General features: G+C 52.9%; 16 protein-coding genes. 5 read left to right on the forward strand and 11 right to left on the reverse strand.

Going from position 1 to position 19,339, the window contains the following annotated elements; translation table 11 throughout:
* Positions 1-8: 8 nt before the first annotated feature.
* Positions 9-1,553: a 2,3-bisphosphoglycerate-independent phosphoglycerate mutase gene (gene gpmM / locus HVY19_RS00580; RefSeq protein WP_181682511.1), complete on the reverse strand. Its 1,545-nt coding sequence runs from the start codon at positions 1,551-1,553 to the stop codon at positions 9-11.
* A gap of 247 nt (positions 1,554-1,800) precedes the next feature.
* Here gpmM and HVY19_RS00585 point away from each other — a divergent pair, with 247 nt between their 5' ends.
* From HVY19_RS00585 to cysE, 5 genes are all read left to right on the forward strand, one after another.
* On the forward strand, positions 1,801-2,232 hold the full coding sequence (locus HVY19_RS00585) for a rhodanese-like domain-containing protein (protein ID WP_181682512.1): 432 nt from the start codon (positions 1,801-1,803) through the stop codon (positions 2,230-2,232).
* 28 nt (positions 2,233-2,260) lie between these two features.
* On the forward strand, positions 2,261-2,512 hold the full coding sequence (gene grxC / locus HVY19_RS00590; protein ID WP_012908148.1) for a glutaredoxin 3: 252 nt from the start codon (positions 2,261-2,263) through the stop codon (positions 2,510-2,512).
* Positions 2,513-2,567: 55 nt separating this feature from the next.
* Entirely contained in the window at positions 2,568-3,035 is a 468-nt protein-coding gene (gene secB / locus HVY19_RS00595) for a protein-export chaperone SecB (protein WP_181682513.1), read from the forward strand.
* Complete coding sequence (gene gpsA, locus HVY19_RS00600) at positions 3,035-4,054, forward strand: NAD(P)H-dependent glycerol-3-phosphate dehydrogenase (protein ID WP_181682514.1); 1,020 nt, start codon at positions 3,035-3,037, stop codon at positions 4,052-4,054. Before secB ends, gpsA begins: the two co-directional genes overlap by 1 nt.
* 78 nt (positions 4,055-4,132) lie before the next feature.
* Positions 4,133-4,954 (forward strand): serine O-acetyltransferase, encoded by an 822-nt coding sequence (gene cysE, locus HVY19_RS00605; protein ID WP_181682515.1) that lies wholly within the window; start codon positions 4,133-4,135, stop codon positions 4,952-4,954.
* A gap of 186 nt (positions 4,955-5,140) precedes the next feature.
* Here the strand turns inward: cysE and trmL are convergent, their stop codons facing one another.
* The 10 genes from trmL to mtlA form a co-directional block, all read right to left on the reverse strand.
* Positions 5,141-5,614: a tRNA (uridine(34)/cytosine(34)/5-carboxymethylaminomethyluridine(34)-2'-O)-methyltransferase TrmL gene (gene trmL, locus HVY19_RS00610; protein WP_181684190.1), complete on the reverse strand. Its 474-nt coding sequence runs from the start codon at positions 5,612-5,614 to the stop codon at positions 5,141-5,143.
* Between the two features lie 43 nt (positions 5,615-5,657).
* Positions 5,658-6,845 carry an FMN-dependent L-lactate dehydrogenase LldD gene (gene lldD / locus HVY19_RS00615; RefSeq protein ID WP_181682516.1) on the reverse strand — a complete coding sequence of 396 codons (1,188 nt, stop codon included), beginning with the start codon at positions 6,843-6,845 and terminating at the stop codon, positions 5,658-5,660.
* Positions 6,842-7,618: a transcriptional regulator LldR gene (lldR, locus tag HVY19_RS00620; RefSeq protein ID WP_181682517.1), complete on the reverse strand. Its 777-nt coding sequence runs from the start codon at positions 7,616-7,618 to the stop codon at positions 6,842-6,844. Before lldR ends, lldD begins: the two co-directional genes overlap by 4 nt.
* A complete protein-coding gene (gene lldP, locus HVY19_RS00625) occupies positions 7,615-9,270 on the reverse strand; it encodes an L-lactate permease (RefSeq protein WP_181682518.1) in 1,656 nt (551 codons plus the stop codon). Before lldP ends, lldR begins: the two co-directional genes overlap by 4 nt.
* A gap of 289 nt (positions 9,271-9,559) precedes the next feature.
* Positions 9,560-13,846 carry a YadA-like family protein gene (locus HVY19_RS00630; RefSeq protein ID WP_181682519.1) on the reverse strand — a complete coding sequence of 1,429 codons (4,287 nt, stop codon included), beginning with the start codon at positions 13,844-13,846 and terminating at the stop codon, positions 9,560-9,562.
* Between the two features lie 12 nt (positions 13,847-13,858).
* Complete coding sequence (locus tag HVY19_RS00635) at positions 13,859-14,524, reverse strand: DUF3251 domain-containing protein (protein WP_181682520.1); 666 nt, start codon at positions 14,522-14,524, stop codon at positions 13,859-13,861.
* A gap of 335 nt (positions 14,525-14,859) precedes the next feature.
* Positions 14,860-15,222 carry a YibL family ribosome-associated protein gene (locus HVY19_RS00640; RefSeq protein ID WP_181682521.1) on the reverse strand — a complete coding sequence of 121 codons (363 nt, stop codon included), beginning with the start codon at positions 15,220-15,222 and terminating at the stop codon, positions 14,860-14,862.
* Positions 15,223-15,278: 56 nt separating this feature from the next.
* Positions 15,279-15,869 carry a mannitol operon repressor MtlR gene (mtlR, locus tag HVY19_RS00645; RefSeq protein WP_181682522.1) on the reverse strand — a complete coding sequence of 197 codons (591 nt, stop codon included), beginning with the start codon at positions 15,867-15,869 and terminating at the stop codon, positions 15,279-15,281.
* A complete protein-coding gene (gene mtlD, locus HVY19_RS00650; protein WP_181682523.1) occupies positions 15,869-17,017 on the reverse strand; it encodes a mannitol-1-phosphate 5-dehydrogenase in 1,149 nt (382 codons plus the stop codon). The genes mtlR and mtlD overlap by 1 nt, the downstream gene beginning before the upstream one ends.
* 128 nt (positions 17,018-17,145) lie before the next feature.
* The gene (gene mtlA / locus HVY19_RS00655) at positions 17,146-19,062 is read right to left on the reverse strand and encodes a PTS mannitol transporter subunit IICBA (protein WP_181682524.1); all 1,917 of its coding nucleotides are present in this window, start codon (positions 19,060-19,062) and stop codon (positions 17,146-17,148) included.
* Positions 19,063-19,339 lie beyond the last annotated feature (277 nt).

Below are 19,339 nucleotides of genomic sequence, written 5' to 3' on the forward strand. Positions count from 1 at the left end.
GGGAAGGATTATTCCACGATGAACAGCGGCTTACCAGTCATCTCTTGCGGGATTTCCATGCCCATCAGTGTCAGCATGGTCGGGGCGATATCAGAAAGTTTACCCCCTTCGACAGCCTTGACGTTTTTATCACCGACGTAAATCAGCGGAACCGGCAGGTTAGTGTGCGCGGTATGCGCCTGACCGGTGGCCGGATCGCGCATCTGCTCGGCGTTACCGTGGTCAGCGGTGATCAGCAGTTGTCCACCGACGGCTTCAACGGCTTTAGCCACTTGTTCAACACAGTGATCCAGGGCTTCAACGGCTTTAACCGCCGCTTCCATCACCCCGGTATGACCCACCATGTCACCGTTCGGATAGTTACAGATGATGGTGTCGTATTTGCCGCTTTCGATTGCCGCAACCAGTTTTTCAGTCAGCTCGGCGGAGCTCATTTCCGGCTGCAGATCGTAGGTCGCCACTTTCGGAGAGTTGATCAGAATACGCTCTTCGCCTTTGAACGGCTCTTCTACACCACCGTTAAAGAAGAAGGTGACGTGTGCGTATTTTTCCGTTTCGGAGATGCGCAATTGGGTTTTGTCGTGCTTTGCCATCCACTCGCCGAGGGTGTTCGCCAGTGAGGCTGGTGGGTAAGCCACGGCGGTTTTGATATCGGCCGCGTATTCGGTCAACATGACAAAGTTCAGGTTAACCACTTTCTTACGTGCGAAGCCGTCGAAATCAGCGTTCACAAAAGCGCGGGTGATTTCACGCGCACGGTCGGCACGGAAGTTCATGAAAATCAGCGTGTCGCCATCTTCCATTGCGGCATCGGCCTGGCCTTCAGCACGAATGACGGTCGCTTTCACGAACTCATCGTTTTCGTCACGGGCGTAAGCGGCTTGCAGTGCTTCAACGGCGGTCGGGAACTGGTATTCGCCTTTTGCCAGCGTCATCAGATCGTAGGCTTGTTCCACGCGATCCCAGCGGTTATCACGATCCATCGCGTAGTAACGGCCAATGATGGACGCTACGCGACCTTTGCCCAGTGCGGCAAATTTATCTTCGAACGCTTTAAGGGAGCTTTCCGCGCTGCGTGGCGGGGTATCGCGACCATCGAGGAAAGCGTGCAGATAGATTTTTTCTGCGCCACGCTCTGCGGCCAGTTCAACCATTGCCATGATGTGATCTTCATGGCTGTGAACGCCGCCAGCCGAGAGCAGACCCATAATGTGTACCGCTTTACCGGCGTTTTTCGCCTGGTCAACGGCAGCCGTCAGTGCTGGGTTAGCGAAGAAAGTACGTTCTTTAATTTCAACATCCAGACGCGTCAGGTCCTGATACACGATGCGGCCCGCGCCCAGGTTAACGTGACCGACTTCAGAGTTCCCCATCTGGCGGTCAGGCAGACCCACTTCCAGACCGGAAGCGTCGATCAGGGTATGCGGACGTTTTGCCCACAGTGCATCCATTACCGGGGTTTTGGCAGAGAAAATGGCGTTATCCTGGCTGTCTTCACGGTAGCCGTAGCCATCCAGAATCACCAGTACCATAGGTTTTTTAGAAACCGACATTGCGAAACCTCACACTCAAGAGACAAAAAATTTTGCGTAATTTTACTACAGCTGAATCGATAAAATAGCCTCAGAAGATCAAATAATAGGGCCGCGCAGTGCATGTATGGCCTGGTTTTGCGCTATTTTTTCCGTAGTGCCCCGCAAAAATGCAATCCATTGCACGCGCTGGCTGTAATTGCGCCAACGCGCAGGTATACTCCTTTCCTGGTTTTTTTAATCACTAAGTCGGGAGTTGTTACCCCCCATGCAAGAAATTATGCAATTTGTTGGACGCCATCCCATACTGAGTATCGCCTGGATTGCGTTACTGGTGGCTGTTTTGTTCACCACGTTCAAAGGACTGACGTCAAAAGTTAAGGTCATTACTCGTGGTGAAGCGACGCGTCTGATCAATAAAGAAGATGCGATCGTTGTCGATTTACGTCAACGTGACGATTTCCGTAAAGGCCATATCGCAGGTTCTGTTAATCTGCTGCCGAGCGAAATTAAAGCCAACAACGTGGGCGAGCTGGAAAAGCACAAAGACAAGCCAGTTATTGTGGTTGATGGCTCCGGAATGCAGTGCCAGGATTCGGCAAATGCGCTGATCAAAGCAGGTTTTGAGAAAGTGTCTGTGCTGAAAGAAGGCGTTGCGGGTTGGAGCGGTGAAAATCTGCCACTGGTACGTGGAAAGTAGCACCGTAAGTTAATAACGGAGAGAAGTTATGGCCAACATCGAGATCTACACCAAAGCAACCTGCCCATTTTGCCATCGTGCGAAAGCGCTGTTGAACAGTAAAGGGGTGAGTTTCCAGGAACTTCCGATTGACGGCGACGCCGTAAAGCGTGAAGAGATGATCAAGCGCAGTGGCCGTACAACGGTTCCGCAGATTTTTATTGATGCACAGCACATTGGCGGCTGTGACGACTTGTATGCGCTGGACGCGCGTGGTGGACTTGATCCCCTACTGAGCTAACGCCAGGCTGGCATCAGGTTATATTTAAGGACTACTTTCTAAGGGTTTTCTACACATGTCAGAACAAAACAACACCGAAATGGCTTTCCAGATCCAACGTATTTATACCAAAGATGTCTCTTTCGAAGCGCCAAATGCGCCGCACGTTTTCCAGAAAGATTGGCAACCAGAGGTTAAACTTGATCTGGATACGGCATCTACCCAACTGGCTGATGACGTATACGAAGTGGTACTGCGTGTCACCGTTACCGCCTCTTTGGGTGAAGAAACAGCGTTCCTGTGCGAAGTTCAGCAGGGCGGTATTTTCTCCATCAGCGGTATTGAAGGCACCCAGATGGCACATTGTCTGGGCGCATACTGCCCGAACATTCTGTTCCCGTATGCCCGCGAATGTGTCACCAGTCTGGTTTCACGCGGCACGTTCCCGCAACTGAACCTCGCGCCGGTTAACTTTGATGCGCTGTTCATGAACTATTTACAGCAGCAGACTGGCGAAGGTACTGAAGAACATCAGGATGCCTGATGAACCAAAGTAATGCTTCAATGACTGTGATCGGTGCCGGCTCGTACGGCACCGCTCTTGCCATCACCCTGGCAAGAAATGGCCACCCGGTTGTTCTGTGGGGCCACGATCCTAAACATATCGCAACCCTTGAGCGCGATCGCTGCAACGTTGCGTTCCTTCCGGATGTGCCTTTCCCCGATACGCTCCGCCTCGAAAGCGACTTAGCCACCGCGTTGGCAGCAAGCCGTAATATTCTGGTGGTAGTGCCAAGCCATGTCTTTGGTGAAGTGCTGCGGCAGATTAAACCGTTGATGCGTCCTGATGCGCGTCTGGTGTGGGCGACAAAAGGGCTGGAAGCCGAAACGGGACGTCTGTTACAGGACGTCGCTCGCGAGGCGTTAGGCGATCATATACCGCTGGCGGTCATCTCCGGTCCGACATTTGCGAAGGAACTGGCGGCGGGGCTACCGACGGCGATTTCTCTGGCATCAACCGACGACACTTTCGCCGACGACCTTCAGCAGTTGCTGCACTGCGGCAAAAGTTTCCGCGTCTACAGCAACCCGGACTTCATTGGTGTTCAGCTTGGCGGCGCGGTGAAGAACGTGATTGCGATTGGCGCAGGGATGTCTGATGGCATTGGCTTTGGTGCCAACGCCCGTACCGCGCTGATTACGCGCGGCCTTTCAGAGATGTCACGTCTGGGGGCGGCGCTGGGTGCCGATCCGACCACCTTTATGGGGATGGCGGGTCTGGGCGACCTGGTACTTACCTGTACCGACAACCAGTCGCGTAACCGTCGATTTGGCATGATGCTTGGTCAGGGCATGGATGTACAAGGCGCACAGGACAAGATTGGACAGGTGGTTGAAGGCTACCGCAATACCAAAGAAGTTCGCGAATTGGCGCACCGTTTTGGTGTCGAAATGCCAATAACCGAGGAAATTTATCAAGTATTATATTGCGGAAAAAACGCGCGCGAGGCAGCATTGACATTATTAGGTCGTGCACGCAAGGACGAGCGTAACAGCCACTAGTCGCAAGGACTGTTTGAACAAAATGACCCGGCCCGCGAAGAACGGGCCGGTCGTTAGCCTCATTACCTGGAGTTCGCAATGTCGTGTGAAGAACTGGATATCGTCTGGAACAATATTAAAGCCGAAGCCCGTGCTCTGGCTGACTGCGAGCCAATGCTTGCCAGTTTTTACCACGCAACGCTACTCAAGCATGAGAACCTGGGCAGCGCGCTGAGCTATATGCTGGCGAACAAGCTGGCCTCACCGATTATGCCCGCCATCGCCATTCGTGAAGTGGTGGAAGAGGCCTACGCCGCTGACCCGGAAATGATCGCCTCGGCGGCCTGCGATATTCAGGCCGTACGCACTCGCGACCCGGCGGTTGATAAATACTCCACTCCTCTTTTGTACCTGAAGGGTTTCCATGCACTTCAGGCTTATCGTATTGGTCACTGGTTATGGAACGAAGGCCGCCGCGCGCTGGCTATTTTCCTGCAAAACCAGGTGTCCGTGACCTTCCAGGTTGATATTCACCCGGCGGCAAAGATTGGCCGTGGGATCATGCTCGACCATGCCACCGGTATCGTGGTGGGTGAAACAGCAGTGATAGAAGACGATGTGTCAATTCTGCAATCGGTCACGCTGGGCGGTACCGGTAAAACCAGCGGCGATCGCCACCCGAAAATTCGTGAAGGGGTGATGATTGGAGCAGGTGCCAAGATCCTCGGCAATATTGAAGTCGGACGCGGGGCGAAGATTGGTGCGGGTTCGGTGGTGTTACAGCCCGTTCCCCCGCACACCACCGCCGCAGGCGTGCCGGCACGTATTGTCGGCAAGCCTGACAGCGATAAACCGTCGATGGATATGGATCAGCATTTCAATGGGATACACCATACGTTCGAATACGGCGACGGCATTTGATTTCGGGCTATCTTACTTGCCATATTGAACCTGGGCTGTGCTCGTCATCCTCACGTACTGCGTGTACGCTCCGGTGACTGCGCGCAGTCCGTGTTCGATCTGGCTACGCCGATAACGCCCGAAACGAATATCAGCAAACGTATGTAGGCTGGATAAGGCGTAGCCGCCATCCGGCATTGAATTCTCCTACGACCGCAAAACCGCGCCGGGATACCCTAACTGGCGCCACGCCTCATACACCACCACCGATACCGCATTGGACAGGTTCATGCTGCGGCTATCAGGCATCATCGGAATACGAATCTTTTGTTCTGCTGGCAGGGCATCGAGAATGTTCGCAGGCAGGCCGCGCGTTTCCGGTCCAAACATCAGATAATCGCCGTCCTGGTAACTCACCGCGCTGTGAGCAGGTATGCCTTTCGTGGTCAGGGCAAACAGACGCTGTGGATTTTCGGCAGCGACAAAGGCCTCGTAATCGTGATGGCGAAGTACGGCGGTAAATTCGTGATAGTCCAGACCCGCGCGACGCAGGCGCTTATCGTCCCAGGTAAAGCCCATCGGCTCGATAATATGCAGACGAAAGCCGGTATTGGCGCAAAGACGAATGATGTTACCGGTATTGGGTGGGATTTCTGGTTCGAATAAAACGATATTAAGCATATTGGCTGCCCCCTTGATGGCGGGCAGCATAGCAAATTACCTTTTACGCCGCATCACCGTGCGCCAGCGGCGCCAGTGCCGCAGGCAGTTTACTCAACTCCTGCACCAGCGAATCTTTGCTGATTTCGCCTATCGTTCTCGCGCCGGTTAACGTCATTGCCACTTTCATCTCTTTCTCGATCAGATTCAGCAGGTTTGCCACCCCAGCCTGTCCTGCCGTGGCCAGCGCGTAAAGATAAGCACGACCCAGCAGTACGCTGTCCGCACCAAGAGCAATCATACGCACCACGTCCAGCCCATTTCGAATGCCACTGTCCGCCAGAATGGCGATATCCCCTTTTACCGCATCCGCAATGGCGGGCAGGGCGCGCGCGGAAGAGAGCACACCGTCGAGCTGGCGGCCGCCGTGGTTGGAAACCACAATCCCATCGGCGCCAAAGCGGACCGCGTCCCGGGCGTCCTCCGGATCGAGGATCCCTTTGATCACCATCGGGCCATCCCAGAATTCACGGATCCACTCAAGGTCTTTCCACGAGATTGAGGGATCGAAGTTATTCGCCAGCCAGCCGATGTAATCTTCCAGGCCGGTGGGTTTACCGAGGTAAGTGGAGATATTGCCTAAATCATGTGGGCGGCCATTAAGGCCAACATCCCACGCCCACTGCGGATGGGTGACCGCCTGCCAGTAACGGCGCAGTGCGGCATTCGGCCCGCTCATCCCTGAGTGCGCATCGCGGTAGCGTGCGCCGGGTGTCGGCATATCGACAGTAAAAACCAGCGTGGAGCAACCCGCTGCTTTTGCGCGCTCCAGTGCGTTACGCATAAACCCGCGGTCGCGCAGAACGTACAACTGGAACCACATCGGGCGAGTAAGGGTCGGCGCGACTTCTTCAATCGGGCAGACGGAAACGGTAGAGAGCGTGAACGGGATCCCTTTCGCATCGGCAGCGGCGGCAGCCTGCACTTCACCGCGACGGGCGTACATGCCGCACAGACCAACCGGCGCCAGCGCGACAGGCATTGACAGCTTTTCCTTGAACAACGTGGTTTCCAGGCTTAAGTCAGACATGTTTTTCAGAACGCGCTGACGCAGCGCCACTTCCGACAAATCCTCCACGTTGCGGCGCAGGGTGTACTCTGCATACGCCCCGCCGTCGATGTAGTGGAACAGGAACGGCGGCAGAATGCGCTGCGCTGCGGCGCGGTAATCGCTGGCTGCTGAAATAATCATCTGTTGTTCTCCCTGGAATGTTCGTTGTGGTCACCGGGCAGGCGGGTAATCCGCGCCTGGCGGGCCTGGTCTTCATCAAATTGCTTTATGGTGGTATGGACGAAGCGGAGGTGCGCCATCATTGCTGTACGCGCACTGTCGGCATCACCGGACAGAATGGCATCCATTACCGCCTGGTGTTGCTCCGTCAGCCTGGCAAAGACCGGTGGGACAAGGTACATACGCTGACGGCTTTGTTTCACCGAGGAATGCAGCACATCGAAAAATCCGCGCATGGTCTGCAACAGCACCACGTTATGTGAGGCTTCAGCAATGGCCAGATGGAAACGCACGTCGGCCTGGGAGGCGATATCCGGATCTTCACTGAGCGTGGCGTCAAAGCAGAGCTTAATTTTCTCTTTGTCGGCTGGCGTGGCGCGCATAGCGGCGTGCCACGCTGTACTGCCTTCGATGGCGTGGCGGGCTTCGAGTATGTCAAAGCTATAGTCCGGGTCGTTGGCCATCAACGCTTTCAGCGGCTGAACAATGTTTTGTTCAGACCACTCTTCATGCTGCCAGCGAACAAACGTGCCGCCGCCGCGACGGCTGAGCAGTACACCTTCGCTCACCAGTTTTGCCAGTGCCTCGCGCAAAGAGTTGCGCGAAACGCCAAGCTGTAAGGCTAGCTGGCGCTCGGCGGGCAACTTCATACCCGCCTCGAGCCGCTGTTCTTCTATCAGTGCCCGTACACGAGAAGCAATCTCGTCTGACAGGCGTTTGGGCATTACAATCACGGGATCATCCAGGTTAAGACATACGCCTGAAGCGTGGTGATCACGCCTACCATGCAGGTAAATATCAGGCTGTGTTTGACAGTGAAACGGAACAGATCCGACTCTTTACCGACCAGCCCCACCGCCGCACAGGCGATAGCAATGGACTGCGGAGAAATCATTTTGCCGGTGACCCCACCGGTGGTGTTCGCTGCGACCATCAGCACATCGGAGACGCCGATTTGCTGGGCAGCGGTGGCCTGAAGCGCGGCAAACAACGCGTTCGACGAAGTATCCGAACCGGTAAGAAACACGCCCAACCAGCCGAGGAACGGCGAGAAGAAAGTAAACGCGCTACCGGTGTGCGCCAGCGCTAAGGCCAGCGTAGAGGAGAGGCCGGAATAGTTAGAGATAAACGCGAACGCCAGCACCATCCCAATGGAGTAAATGGGCAACGCCAGTTCTTTCAGGGTACTGCCAAAGGTCTGAATAGCTGCGGAAGGCTTCATCTTCAGCCAGACGATGGACAGCAGCGCGGCAAACAGAATGGCGGTGCCGGTGGCCGAGAACCAGTCAAATTTATACACGGCAGCGTAGGCGGTCGCTTCGTTGACCACCGGCGGCATACGGGCAATCAGTTTGTCGAGGTACGGCACCGGGATGTTAATCACCCAGTCGTACATCACGCCGCCGGGGGCGAACAGCGCTTTGAACGGCGGCACGCTCCACAAGGTCACCGTGGCGGTCAGAAACAGGAATGGTGACCAGGCGCGGACAACCTGCCCGGCGGTGTAGCCGGTGCGCGCCAGAGTTTGATCGACCTGCGATGCCCCCATATCGCCAAAGCGGAAGATGCGCACTGGCTGCCAGCGTTTCAGGAACAATGTCAGGCAGACCAGCGACACCAGCGAGGAGATAATGTCCGGCAGTTCCGGGCCGATAAAGTTCGAACTCAGGTACTGGGCGATCGCAAACGATCCGCCCGCGACCATCACCGCAGGCCATGTTTCCTTAATGCCGCGCCAGCCGTCCATGATTGCCATAATCCAGAACAGCACGATAATCGTCAGGAACGGCAACTGACGGCCGACCATCTGACCAATCTCAAAACTGTCCAGTCCGGTCACCTGTCCGGCGACCAGAATCGGGATCCCCATGGCGCCAAACGCTACCGGGGCAGTGTTCACTATCAGGCAAAGTCCGGCAGCATACAGCGGGTTAAAGCCCAGCCCTACCAGCAGCGCGGCGGTAATCGCCACAGGCGCGCCGAACCCGGCCGCTCCCTCAAGGAAAGCGCCAAACGAGAAGCCGACTATCAACATTTGCAAACGCTGGTCAGGGGTAATGGACAATATCGACGAGCGGATAATGTCGAACTGACCAGTCTTCACCGAGATTTTGTAAACAAACACAGCGGCAATAATGATCCAGGCAATCGGCCAAAGACCATAGAAGAAACCATACACCACCGAAGCCAGCGCGCGATCGACTGGCATTTTGTAAAACAGCAGCGCTACGGCGAGCGCGATAGCTACGGTCCATGAAGCGGCAACATAGCCTTTCAGCTTGAGCTTAATCAGCGCGAAGAAGAAAAACAGAATCGGGAGCGATGCGATCAGACTGGAAAGCCAGATATTCCCGGCTGGATCGTAGTTTTGTTGCCAGAGATTCATTGCAGGTCTCCTGAGGACCACGCGCATAATGTCATGAGTCTGTGCTCATCTCGATGTCACATTATGTGTAAAAGTGGTCCTGCCAATATTGTTGTGTAGGGATAATGACAACAAATAGTTAACTTAATGTTATGTATTGGCAACGGTAGTGTAGTGGAAAATTAATAAAGTGTGAACCAATGGTCGTAACAGGGTGGGATTGGTAGGGCCAATTGGTGGGTGAATTAAGAATGAGAAAGGCAATGGCTGTGACACCATTGCCTTTTGAGATGCTGTTGGCGTTAGCTAATTACCACTGGAAACCCGCGCCGATCGCAGCAGAGTAATCTCCCTGGCTGTTGCTGGTGCCCTGCAGTTTATAAACCCAACCGCCGCTTTCGCTTACGACAGAGACGCCCAGTGCAATTGCCGTTTCACCATTGAAGGTACCGCCTGCAATAGAGGTCATGCTGGCACCCGGCGCATAAGCCTGAGGAAGACCCGCCATCGCCATTGCAGAAGCAATACCGCCGCTCATCTTGTCTTCAACGCCCTGGATCTTACTGCTCATCTCGCCCATTTTCTGGTCGGTGTAGTAGTTGGCTTCTTCGACGCTCTGCTTCAACTGAGCATAGTTTACGGCATCAGTATCATTGACCGCCGCAGAGACATTGCTGATTCGCGTGGTTCCACCGCTTCCGTCACCCAGGCTGATAGCACTATAGTTCACAGAGCCATCGGTATTGGTTTCGTAACGCACGGAACCCTCCTCAGACGCTTTCAACTGCGCGACGTTAACCGCGTCGGTGTTATTTACGCCTGCAGCAACGTTGGTAATACGGCGTTGCTGAGTGGACGAACCCACGGAAACCGTATTTGCCTCATCCGCAATGGAGCCCGCGCCTAAAGCGACGCTATTATTCGCTGTTGCCATAGACGACGGACCCACGGCTACGCTTTCATCACCTGTCGCGATGGCGACATCGCCGGTCGTATTCACGGCCAGATAGTCTGAACCTCCTGATACGGTGATATCACCCATGTTGTTTTCAAGGGTGGTCACTCTGGTATTGAGATTCGTGTACTGATTTGTCAGAGTCGTGATGTTGGCGGTGTTTTCCGTTACTTTGCTGTCAGTCACTTTCAGTTGAGCCACGTTTACCGCATCAGTATCCGCAGAGCCCGCGGCCACGTTGGTAATCTGTCGCTGACCATTCGCATTGCCAACCGATACTTCACCGATGGACGTTTGTGGCGCTGTTAGGTTGTACGCAATATAACTGCTCTGTGCGCCAACGCCGGTCTGTGAATAACTGCCGAGCGCAATGCTGTCAGCATGGTTCGCCACCGCGTTAGTCCCAAACGCTATGCCGTTGTTTGCGGTTTGTTCTACGGTCGCGCCATAACCGATACCAATACCTTCGTCACCATTTACGACGGTTTTCGCACCCACGGCAATAGCGTTGGTGCCAACGGCCAGTGAGTCTTCCTCTTCAGAATTAGCATGGAAGTACTTGGTTGGCGTGGTGGACACGGAAGCAACGGCGTTCTGCAACTGACGCACCGTAACCGCATCCTGTGACTCTGTACCGTCTGCAACGTTGGTGATCTGGCGATAGCTTTCGCCGTCAGTACCCAGTGACAAAGCACCCAGCAAGGTTCTGTCCGTAGTGTCATAGCCAATGGTGACACCATCTTCACTTACGCTTGTGGCTTGCTTACCCGTGGCAATAACGCGGTTAGATGTTGAACCACTGCCTAATGCAATGCCAGTATCGACACTGCTGATACTGTTTTGACCCATTGCCAGGCTACCCGCACCGGAGGCAACAGCATTATAGCCGACAGCAGTTGCACCCAGACCAGACGCGTGTGCGTCGTTTTCCGCTAATCCCTCGTCATTGGTACGAACATATTTCACACCGGTACCATTGTTGGTGATATAGGTTTCGCTGGTATCACCCGCAATGTTGGTGATGGCTTCATTGGTTTGTTCGATTAACAGGTTGGTTTCATACAGCTGTGCGCCATTCACCGCATCAGTGCTTTCTGCCGCGAGTTCACCTGCCGCAACGTTAGTGATCTTGCTGGCGGTATCGGAACCGTGAGCCGCGCTGTAGGCGTTGAGTGTCTCATCCCATTGCAGCGAATTCTCGCTGAGAGTGGTAATGGTTGTACCCATATCAGTGATCGAGGTGTTGATGTCGGTCACCGAGGTGTTCAGCGTGGCAATGTCCGTGGTGTTTTGTGCAACGTCCTGATTGGTAGCAAAAAGTTGTGCGCCATTGACTGCATCACTGCTTTCCGCAGAGAGTTCACCCGCCGCAACGTTGGTGATCTTGCTGGCGGTGTCGGTGCCGTGTGCCGCGCTGTAAGCGTTGGCGGTGCTGTCCCATAACAACGCGTCATTGGTGAGCGTGGTAATGGAGGTGCCCATATCAGTGATCGAGGTGTTGATATCGGTCACCGAGGTGTTCAGCGTGGCGATATCCGTCGTGTTTTGCGTGACGTTCTGATTAGTTTCAAACAGTTGAGCACCGTTAACTGCGTCGGTGCTTTCGGCTGACAGCGTACCCGCCGCAACGTTGGTGATCTTGCTGCTGGTATCGTTGCCGTGAGCCGCGCTGTACGCGTTGAGTGTCTCATCCCACTGTAATGCGTTTTCATTCAGATTGGTAATTGAAGTACCCATATCAGTGATCGATGTGTTGATGTCGGTCACCGAGGTGTTCAGCGTGGCGATATCCGTCGTGTTTTGTGCAACGTCCTGATTGGTAGCAAAAAGTTGAGCACCGTTAACTGCATCGGTGCTTTCGGCAGACAGCGTACCCGCCGCAACGTTGGTGATCTTGCTGGCGGTGTCGGTGCCGTGAGCCGCGCTGTAAGCGTTGGCGGTGCTGTCCCATAACAACGCGTCATTGGTGAGCGTGGTAATGGAGGTGCCCATATCAGTGATCGAGGTGTTGATATCGGTCACCGAGGTGTTCAGCGTGGCGATATCCGTCGTGTTTTGCGTGACGTTCTGATTAGTTTCAAACAGTTGAGCTCCGTTAACTGCATCGGTGCTTTCGGCTGACAGCGCCCCCGCCGTAACGTTGGTGATCTTGCTGGTGGTATCGGTGCCGTGTGCCGCGCTGTAAGCATTGAGTGTCTCATCCCACTGCAATGCGTTTTCATTCAGATTGATAATTGATGTACCCATATTGGTGATCGAGGTGTTGATGTCGGTCACCGAGGTGTTCAGTGTGGCGATTTCCGTGGTGTTCTGCGCGACGTCCTGCTTGGTATCAAACAGTTGAGCACCGTTAACTGCATCAGTACTGTCTGCGGACAATTTCCCACCCGTCACGTTAGTAATCTTGCTGGTGGTTTCAGTACCGTGTGCTGCGCTGTATGCGCTGCTCGTCTCGTTCCAAAGCAGAGCATCGCTGGCAACCGCTGTATAAGATTTGTCCAGTGCGATAAGTGCATCACCGACGTTGTTATAGGTGCCATCACTTAATACATATTCAGGTGCATTAACCGAGCCGTTTACGTTGACTGATGCGCCGCCGCCCAGACGGGTAGCAACAGATGAACTCAACTTATAGAGTTGCGAACCATTGACCGCATCGGTACTGCTGGAAGAAATAACCCCATCATCGACATAGGTTACCCTGCGTTGCATCGTGGCATTACCGACCGCAATCGTATTATCTTCTGTTGCGTTGGAACCATCGCCGAGTGCGACAGAGTTAAGCGCTGTGACTTTTGCATCATTGCCAAGAGCGATACTTTTATCACCACTCGCTTTTGCACCCTCACCAATGGCGATCGCATTAATTGCATCGGCATTCGCATTATTACCCAAGGCGATTGCATCTTCTTTGTTGGCTTTTGCGGCGTTACCCAGGGCAATAGTATTGCTCCCGCTTGCGTTTGCCGTATTACCGATGGCAACAGAATTGATCCCGCTGGCAGTACTGTCGCCGATTGCGATCCCATCAGTACCTGTTGCAGTTGCTGTGTTACCTATGGCGACTGAATCAGTTGCTACTGCATCTGAGGAGTGGCCCAGAGAAACGGCATTGTTTCTTGTTGATTTCGCGCCATTACCCAAAGCAACGGAATCGCTGCCAATAGCGTTTGCCCGTACGCCCATCGCCATTGAATAACTTCCTGTTGCGCTAGAAGACGCTCCCATGGCAATACTTCTGTCCCCTGAAGAGTTAGCCTTAACGCCAAGCGCGAGTGAAGCGTCGCCGTCGGATTTACTGTAGGACCCAATGGCAGTACTCCAGAGACCCATAGCAGAGGAGTAATAACCCAGGGCTGCACTGGCACCATCGGCGTTAGTATAAGTATTGGCCGTCACGCCCGTACCAATTGCAATCCAGCCATTTCCTGCTGAAACGCCATCTTCCGTAACGCCTGTGCCCGTATCGTTACCAGCACCAGCCAGAGCATTGCCAGATGTAGCCATAGCACTCAAACCCAGCAGAGCGATGGCGGCCAGTTTTCTCCCACCGGTTTTTTTACCTCGGCTTTTTGCCGTTTCGCCGGCGACTTTGTAAGTATTGGTCGTTGTATCCCAAATGACTTTAAATATTCTGTTCAAAATTAAACATCCTTATTTTTTTAGGTTCGCGCTGTTGCTTTGTTTATTGGGTTTCACTGCCGTTTTTTCTAATGGCATACTGCCAAAAATGACATTGTCCATTATTGTGCTCATCTTGAGATATTTAAGATGATTTGGTGATACACCCTTTAAGGTGAGATCAATATTCTTCCATTGACCAGGGATAAGCTCAAAGTTGGATTTCATTGGGGTGCTATATAACATTTGTTGCCAACGCGTTAATTCTTTTTTATCCTGGGGTCTTTCTTTTCCCCATGTCATCTGAAAACCTACACCGGAGATGGGCGTGCTTAATAAATTCACCAATGCTATATGTATTACGCTACCGTCATTAACGGGCGCTATTGATAGCACCTCACCTGCCAACGCTACGGATCCATTATTCAGAATAAAATAGCGCGTTTTAGTTGGGTCAAACTCAGTATAATTGAGCGCTTGTTGACGTTGATCTAATGTGTTGACCGCACTGACAAGTGCCTGAGTACTTCGAGTCAGGCCGGCCTGTTGTTTTTCAAGCTGAACAATTTGTTGCTGGATTTTTTCTTGTTGCTGCTTTAATTCATTGTTTGCAGAATTATCTTTAAGCTGGTCGCATCCTGTTATCATCAGTGAAAATAATGGGACCAGAAAATATGCTAATTTTTTATTAATGGACATGAGACATTTCCTTGTGTTATGCCGCGAGAATCATTCCTTTTCTTTTTTTGTTTCTTTTCGAGCGAGTGTCTAATAATAGTTTCAGTTATTCATTTCATTAATTGCTAAAGGAATATGTATTATTGAAATTAATGGAAAATGAAATAAATAATAACAGTACTATATAAGCTTGAGTAATTAAGAAATACTGAATTTTGAATTAAGTTGTTAACTGTGAGTGCTGGATATATGGCTGTCAGATTCGAAGGTAGAGATGCTTTAATAAGAAGCATAAAAAAGAGATTTGCCGCGCATTTATCGGGCAAATCTCTTAAAAGGTGCAGACGTCTTTTGTGTTAAAACTCAGTCTTTGAAAAGCCGGTCATCTCTTGCAGATCCATTTCGCGACCCAACGCAGTCATCGGATGCACGACCACCAGACCACGCACGCTTTTTTTCAGTTTGCCCATATCCGCCTGCTCTTTTTTGGTAATTGCACGGCGGAACGGCAGGTTCAGCAGCTTCTGCGCTTCTTTGCTCAGCTTCTGGCCGTGAACTTCGCGCAGGCGGGTGATTTCAACTTCTAGCGCGGCTTTCTCTTTTTCCAGCTCAGCATATTTTTCTGCGGCATCGACCAGTGACAGGCCTGCCTGCTGGTGGCGGATAAGATCCAGGCGATCGCTAAGGCGTTTAATTTCGTTCTTTTCGACTTCTTTCATCACTTATTGCTCTAAAACGGGGGAATAGGGGGAAGGATACACCAATGTGCGTGGGCTTACTTCTGAAACGCTTTTTTTAAGCTGATTTTAGAAATCAGCTCTGTCAGGGAAAGGACCATCGTTGAACGCACCGCTTGCTGATAGCGCAGCGTTTGCATCGCAAACAGGTCAGGGTCTGATGAGTCAAACTGTGGGGTTGGCGGCAGTGCCATCACGCAGTTCAGTTCACCAAAAGGCCCGAGAATTTCATCGTCAGTGAATGCATACTCATTGCCATCATGGTTTAACTCTTCACGCAGGGCAATTAACAGCTCTGCGTCTTCATATTCATGACGGCTTAACACGCCCAAACCATAGATCAGTTTTAGACGCACTGAAATATCGCCCAGCGGCCCGTCACCGTCGAGCAACGGTTCTACTGCGTATTTCACCGCGTAATCGTCTTTGCGAAAGACCTGAAGTACCAGAAGATTTACCGCCTCGGTGAGAAGCTCCACTGCGGTAATCAGGAAGCTCCGGACGGTTTTGCCAGCATTCAGACGCTCAAGGACACGGTTTTCAAAGGCCTGGGTTTGTTCCATTATTGCCTGCATTTCTGACAATCTGTCATTCTGGCGCAGGTTTACCTGCGCCACACTCTGTACCATTATTTGGTTGCGTTGTATGCGTTAACCGCCTCCACAACCACGTCACTGTTAATATCCAACCCGGAAATTTGTGCCAGCGTAGCCTGAGGGCCTTTCTCGGCAATCAGCGCGGCCAGTTCCAGCGCCTGCGGATCGTCTTCGCTGCGGAAGTGCATCGCGGCGGCAATGCCGTTCACCAGATTGACGTGTGGCAGACCGTATTCCAGCGTGCCCAGCAGCGGTTTGATCAGGCGGTCACCAGCACTCAGTTTACGCAGCGGCTGACGGCCAACGCGCTCCACATCGTCTTTCAGATATGGGTTTTCAAAGCGACCGAGGATCTTCTGGATATAGGCCGCATGTTTATCGGCATCAAACCCGTAACGCTTGATCAGTACTGCGCCGCTTTCTTCCATCGCACCTTTTACGACTGCACGGATGTTCTCATCGAGAATCGCATCACGAATGGTCTGATGACCCGCCAACTTTCCAAGGTACGCGGTTATAGCATGCCCGGTGTTCAGCGTGAAGAGTTTACGTTCGACAAATGCCATCAGGTTATCAGTTAATTCCATGCCCGGAATATTCGGCAGTGAGCCCTTAAACTGGGTTTTGTCGACAATCCATTCGCTAAACGTTTCAACAGTGACTTCCAACGGGTCGTTAGTCGCTGAAGCAGAAGGCGGCACGATGCGGTCAACGGCGGAATCAACAAAACCCACATGGGCTTCAACCCAGGCTTTATCGTCTTCTGCCAGCACATTCATCACATGACCTTTCAACTGGGTAGTGCCACGTACCATGTTTTCACAGGCGATAATGTTCAGCGGGGTTTCAATCCCCTGCGCTTTACGTTTTACCAGGCCCTTAGCGATAGCCGGTGCGATGCGCTCAAGCACCACCGGACCCACGGCGGTGGTGACTAAGTCGACATGCGCGATCAGTTCAACCACGTCTTCGCCAATACTGCTGACCGCGTCCACGCCGGTGACGGTATCCACCTGCTCTTTTTCACCTACCACATGAACCTGGTAGCTATGACGGGCATTCAGGGCATCGAGAACGACCTGATTTACATCAGCGAATGTCAGTTTTATCCCCGCGTCTGCCAGCAGTTTGCCGATAAAACCACGACCGATATTACCTGCGCCAAAATGTAATGCTTTCATAGTAGTAACCTTCATCAATGTTTTTTCCCGAGAGGGCTGGGGTGAGAACTCCTTCTCACCCAAACCCTCTCCCTTGCGGGAGAGGGTACCGAAAGCCCGATAAGCGTAGCGCCATCGGGCAACGGGGATTACTTACGACCCGCCAGCAGATCCAGAACTTCTTCCACGCTGGTGGTGTTGGCCAGACGTTCGATGACGGATTCGTCATCCAGCGCATTGGTCAGGCTGGTAATCACCTGAATGTGCTCGTTGTTACGAGCGGCGATCCCGATGACCAGGCGAGCGATATCGTCCTCTTCTTCACCAAAGCGCACGCCCTGCGGATACTGGCAGAACACCACGCCCGTTTTCAGCACGCGATCTTTGGCTTCAACGGTTCCGTGCGGAACCGCGATGGACTCACCCAGATAGGTCGGGGTCAGTTTTTCACGGTCGAGCATCGCTTCAACATATTCCGGCTCAACGTAGCCGCCATTTACCAGTTGCTCACCCGCGAAGCGAATGGCTTCTTCTTTGGTGGCAGCGGTACGGCCCAGGAAGATGTTCTCGGCACCCAGTTTGAAGAGATTATTATCGCCTTCGTCGAAACTGTCTTTCAGACTGTCACGTACTTTTACCTCATTGCTCTCGTGGCGCTGAGCCGCAACCAGACGCTCGGTCAGGCTGGTGTACAGGCCACTGTCGAGGAAGTTGGTCAGCGAAATATGCTGCGCCTGCGGCACCTGACGCATCGCACGTTCGGTCAGGTCGCGGTGGGTGATGACCAGGTCAACATCCGGCGGCAGATTATTGATTGCGCTATTGGTGACCGAGATTTGGGTCAGGCCCGCATCCTGGACTTTCTTACGCAGTACGCCTGCACCCATGGCGCTGGAACCCATACCGGCATCACAGGCAACAATGATCTTACGTACGTGGCTCAGGTCATTGGTGACATCACCCGCAGACAGCGGAGTCGCACCGCCTTTGGATTCCGCTTTCATGTCATGCATACGACGGGTTGCCGCTTCAATGTCGTCGTCTTCTTTCACTTTGCTGGTTTTCAGCAGAATGGCAGAGACAACGAAAGATACTGCCATCGCTGCAAAAATTGCCGTCAGGTTAGCGAAGTAAGCGCCTTTCGGCGTCATCGCCAGTACCGCCAGGATGGAACCCGGAGAAGCCGGAGAAACCAGACCGCCGTTCAGGATAGTCAGCGTAAACACGCCAGTCATACCGCCGAGGATAACGGCAAGGATCAGACGCGGGTTCATCAGCACGTACGGGAAGTAGATTTCGTGGATACCACCCAGGAAGTGGATGATTGCCGCACCGCCCGCAGATTGTCTTGCGCTACCGCGACCGAAGAACATGTACGCCAGCAGAACGCCCATACCTGGGCCTGGGTTAGCTTCAATCAGGAAGAAGATGGATTTGCCCAACTCATGGGACTGCTGAATACCCAGCGGTGAGAAGATACCGTGGTTAATCGCGTTGTTCAGGAACAGGATTTTTGCCGGTTCTACGAAGATAGACGCCAGCGGCAGCATGTCATGGACAACCATGAAGTTAACGCCTGCTGCCAGACCTTTCGACAGAACTTCAACGGCTGGACCGATACCTTTAAATGCCAGAAGGGCGAGGATCATCCCGATGATGCCGGCGGAGAAGTTATTCACCAGCATTTCAAAACCGGACTTGATCTTACCGTCTACCCAGTTATCGAAATGTTTAATTGCCCAGCCGCCCAGCGGACCGGCGATCATCGCACCAAGGAACATTGGCATATCAGCACCGACGATCACACCCATCGCGGTGATTGCCCCTACTACGCCGCCGCGCTCACCACCGACCAGACGCCCACCGGTATAACCGATCAGCAGCGGCAGCAGATAAGTAATCATTGGGCCAACGAGCTTCGCCAGCGTTTCGTTTGGCAACCAACCTGTTGGAATAAAGAGTGCAGTGATAATACCCCACGCGATAAACGCGCCGATATTTGGCATCACCATGTTGCTGAGGAAACGACCAAAGCTTTGCACCTTGATCTTAATATCGGATGACATAAAAACGCCCCTTCTTATGTTTGCTATCGCGCAGGCTGGTTGCCCGAGGTTTGGTTAGTACAGCGGCAGAGGTAGCCGGACCCTGTAGATAGTGCGAAATCTGGCACTGAATCGTTCAACTGTCCAGTCAGCGACCCCGGTGTGATGTTGATCACATGAATATAGGGGGTAGAGAGGTAATTGATGTGATGTTGATCACGAAATGGTTGTGTAAATAAACAACAAACGGCGCTTTTTAGCGCTGATTGACATAATAACGTGATGTGAATCACGTTAT

This window comes from Citrobacter sp. RHB25-C09, from assembly GCF_013836145.1.
GTDB lineage: Bacteria > Pseudomonadota > Gammaproteobacteria > Enterobacterales > Enterobacteriaceae > Citrobacter_A.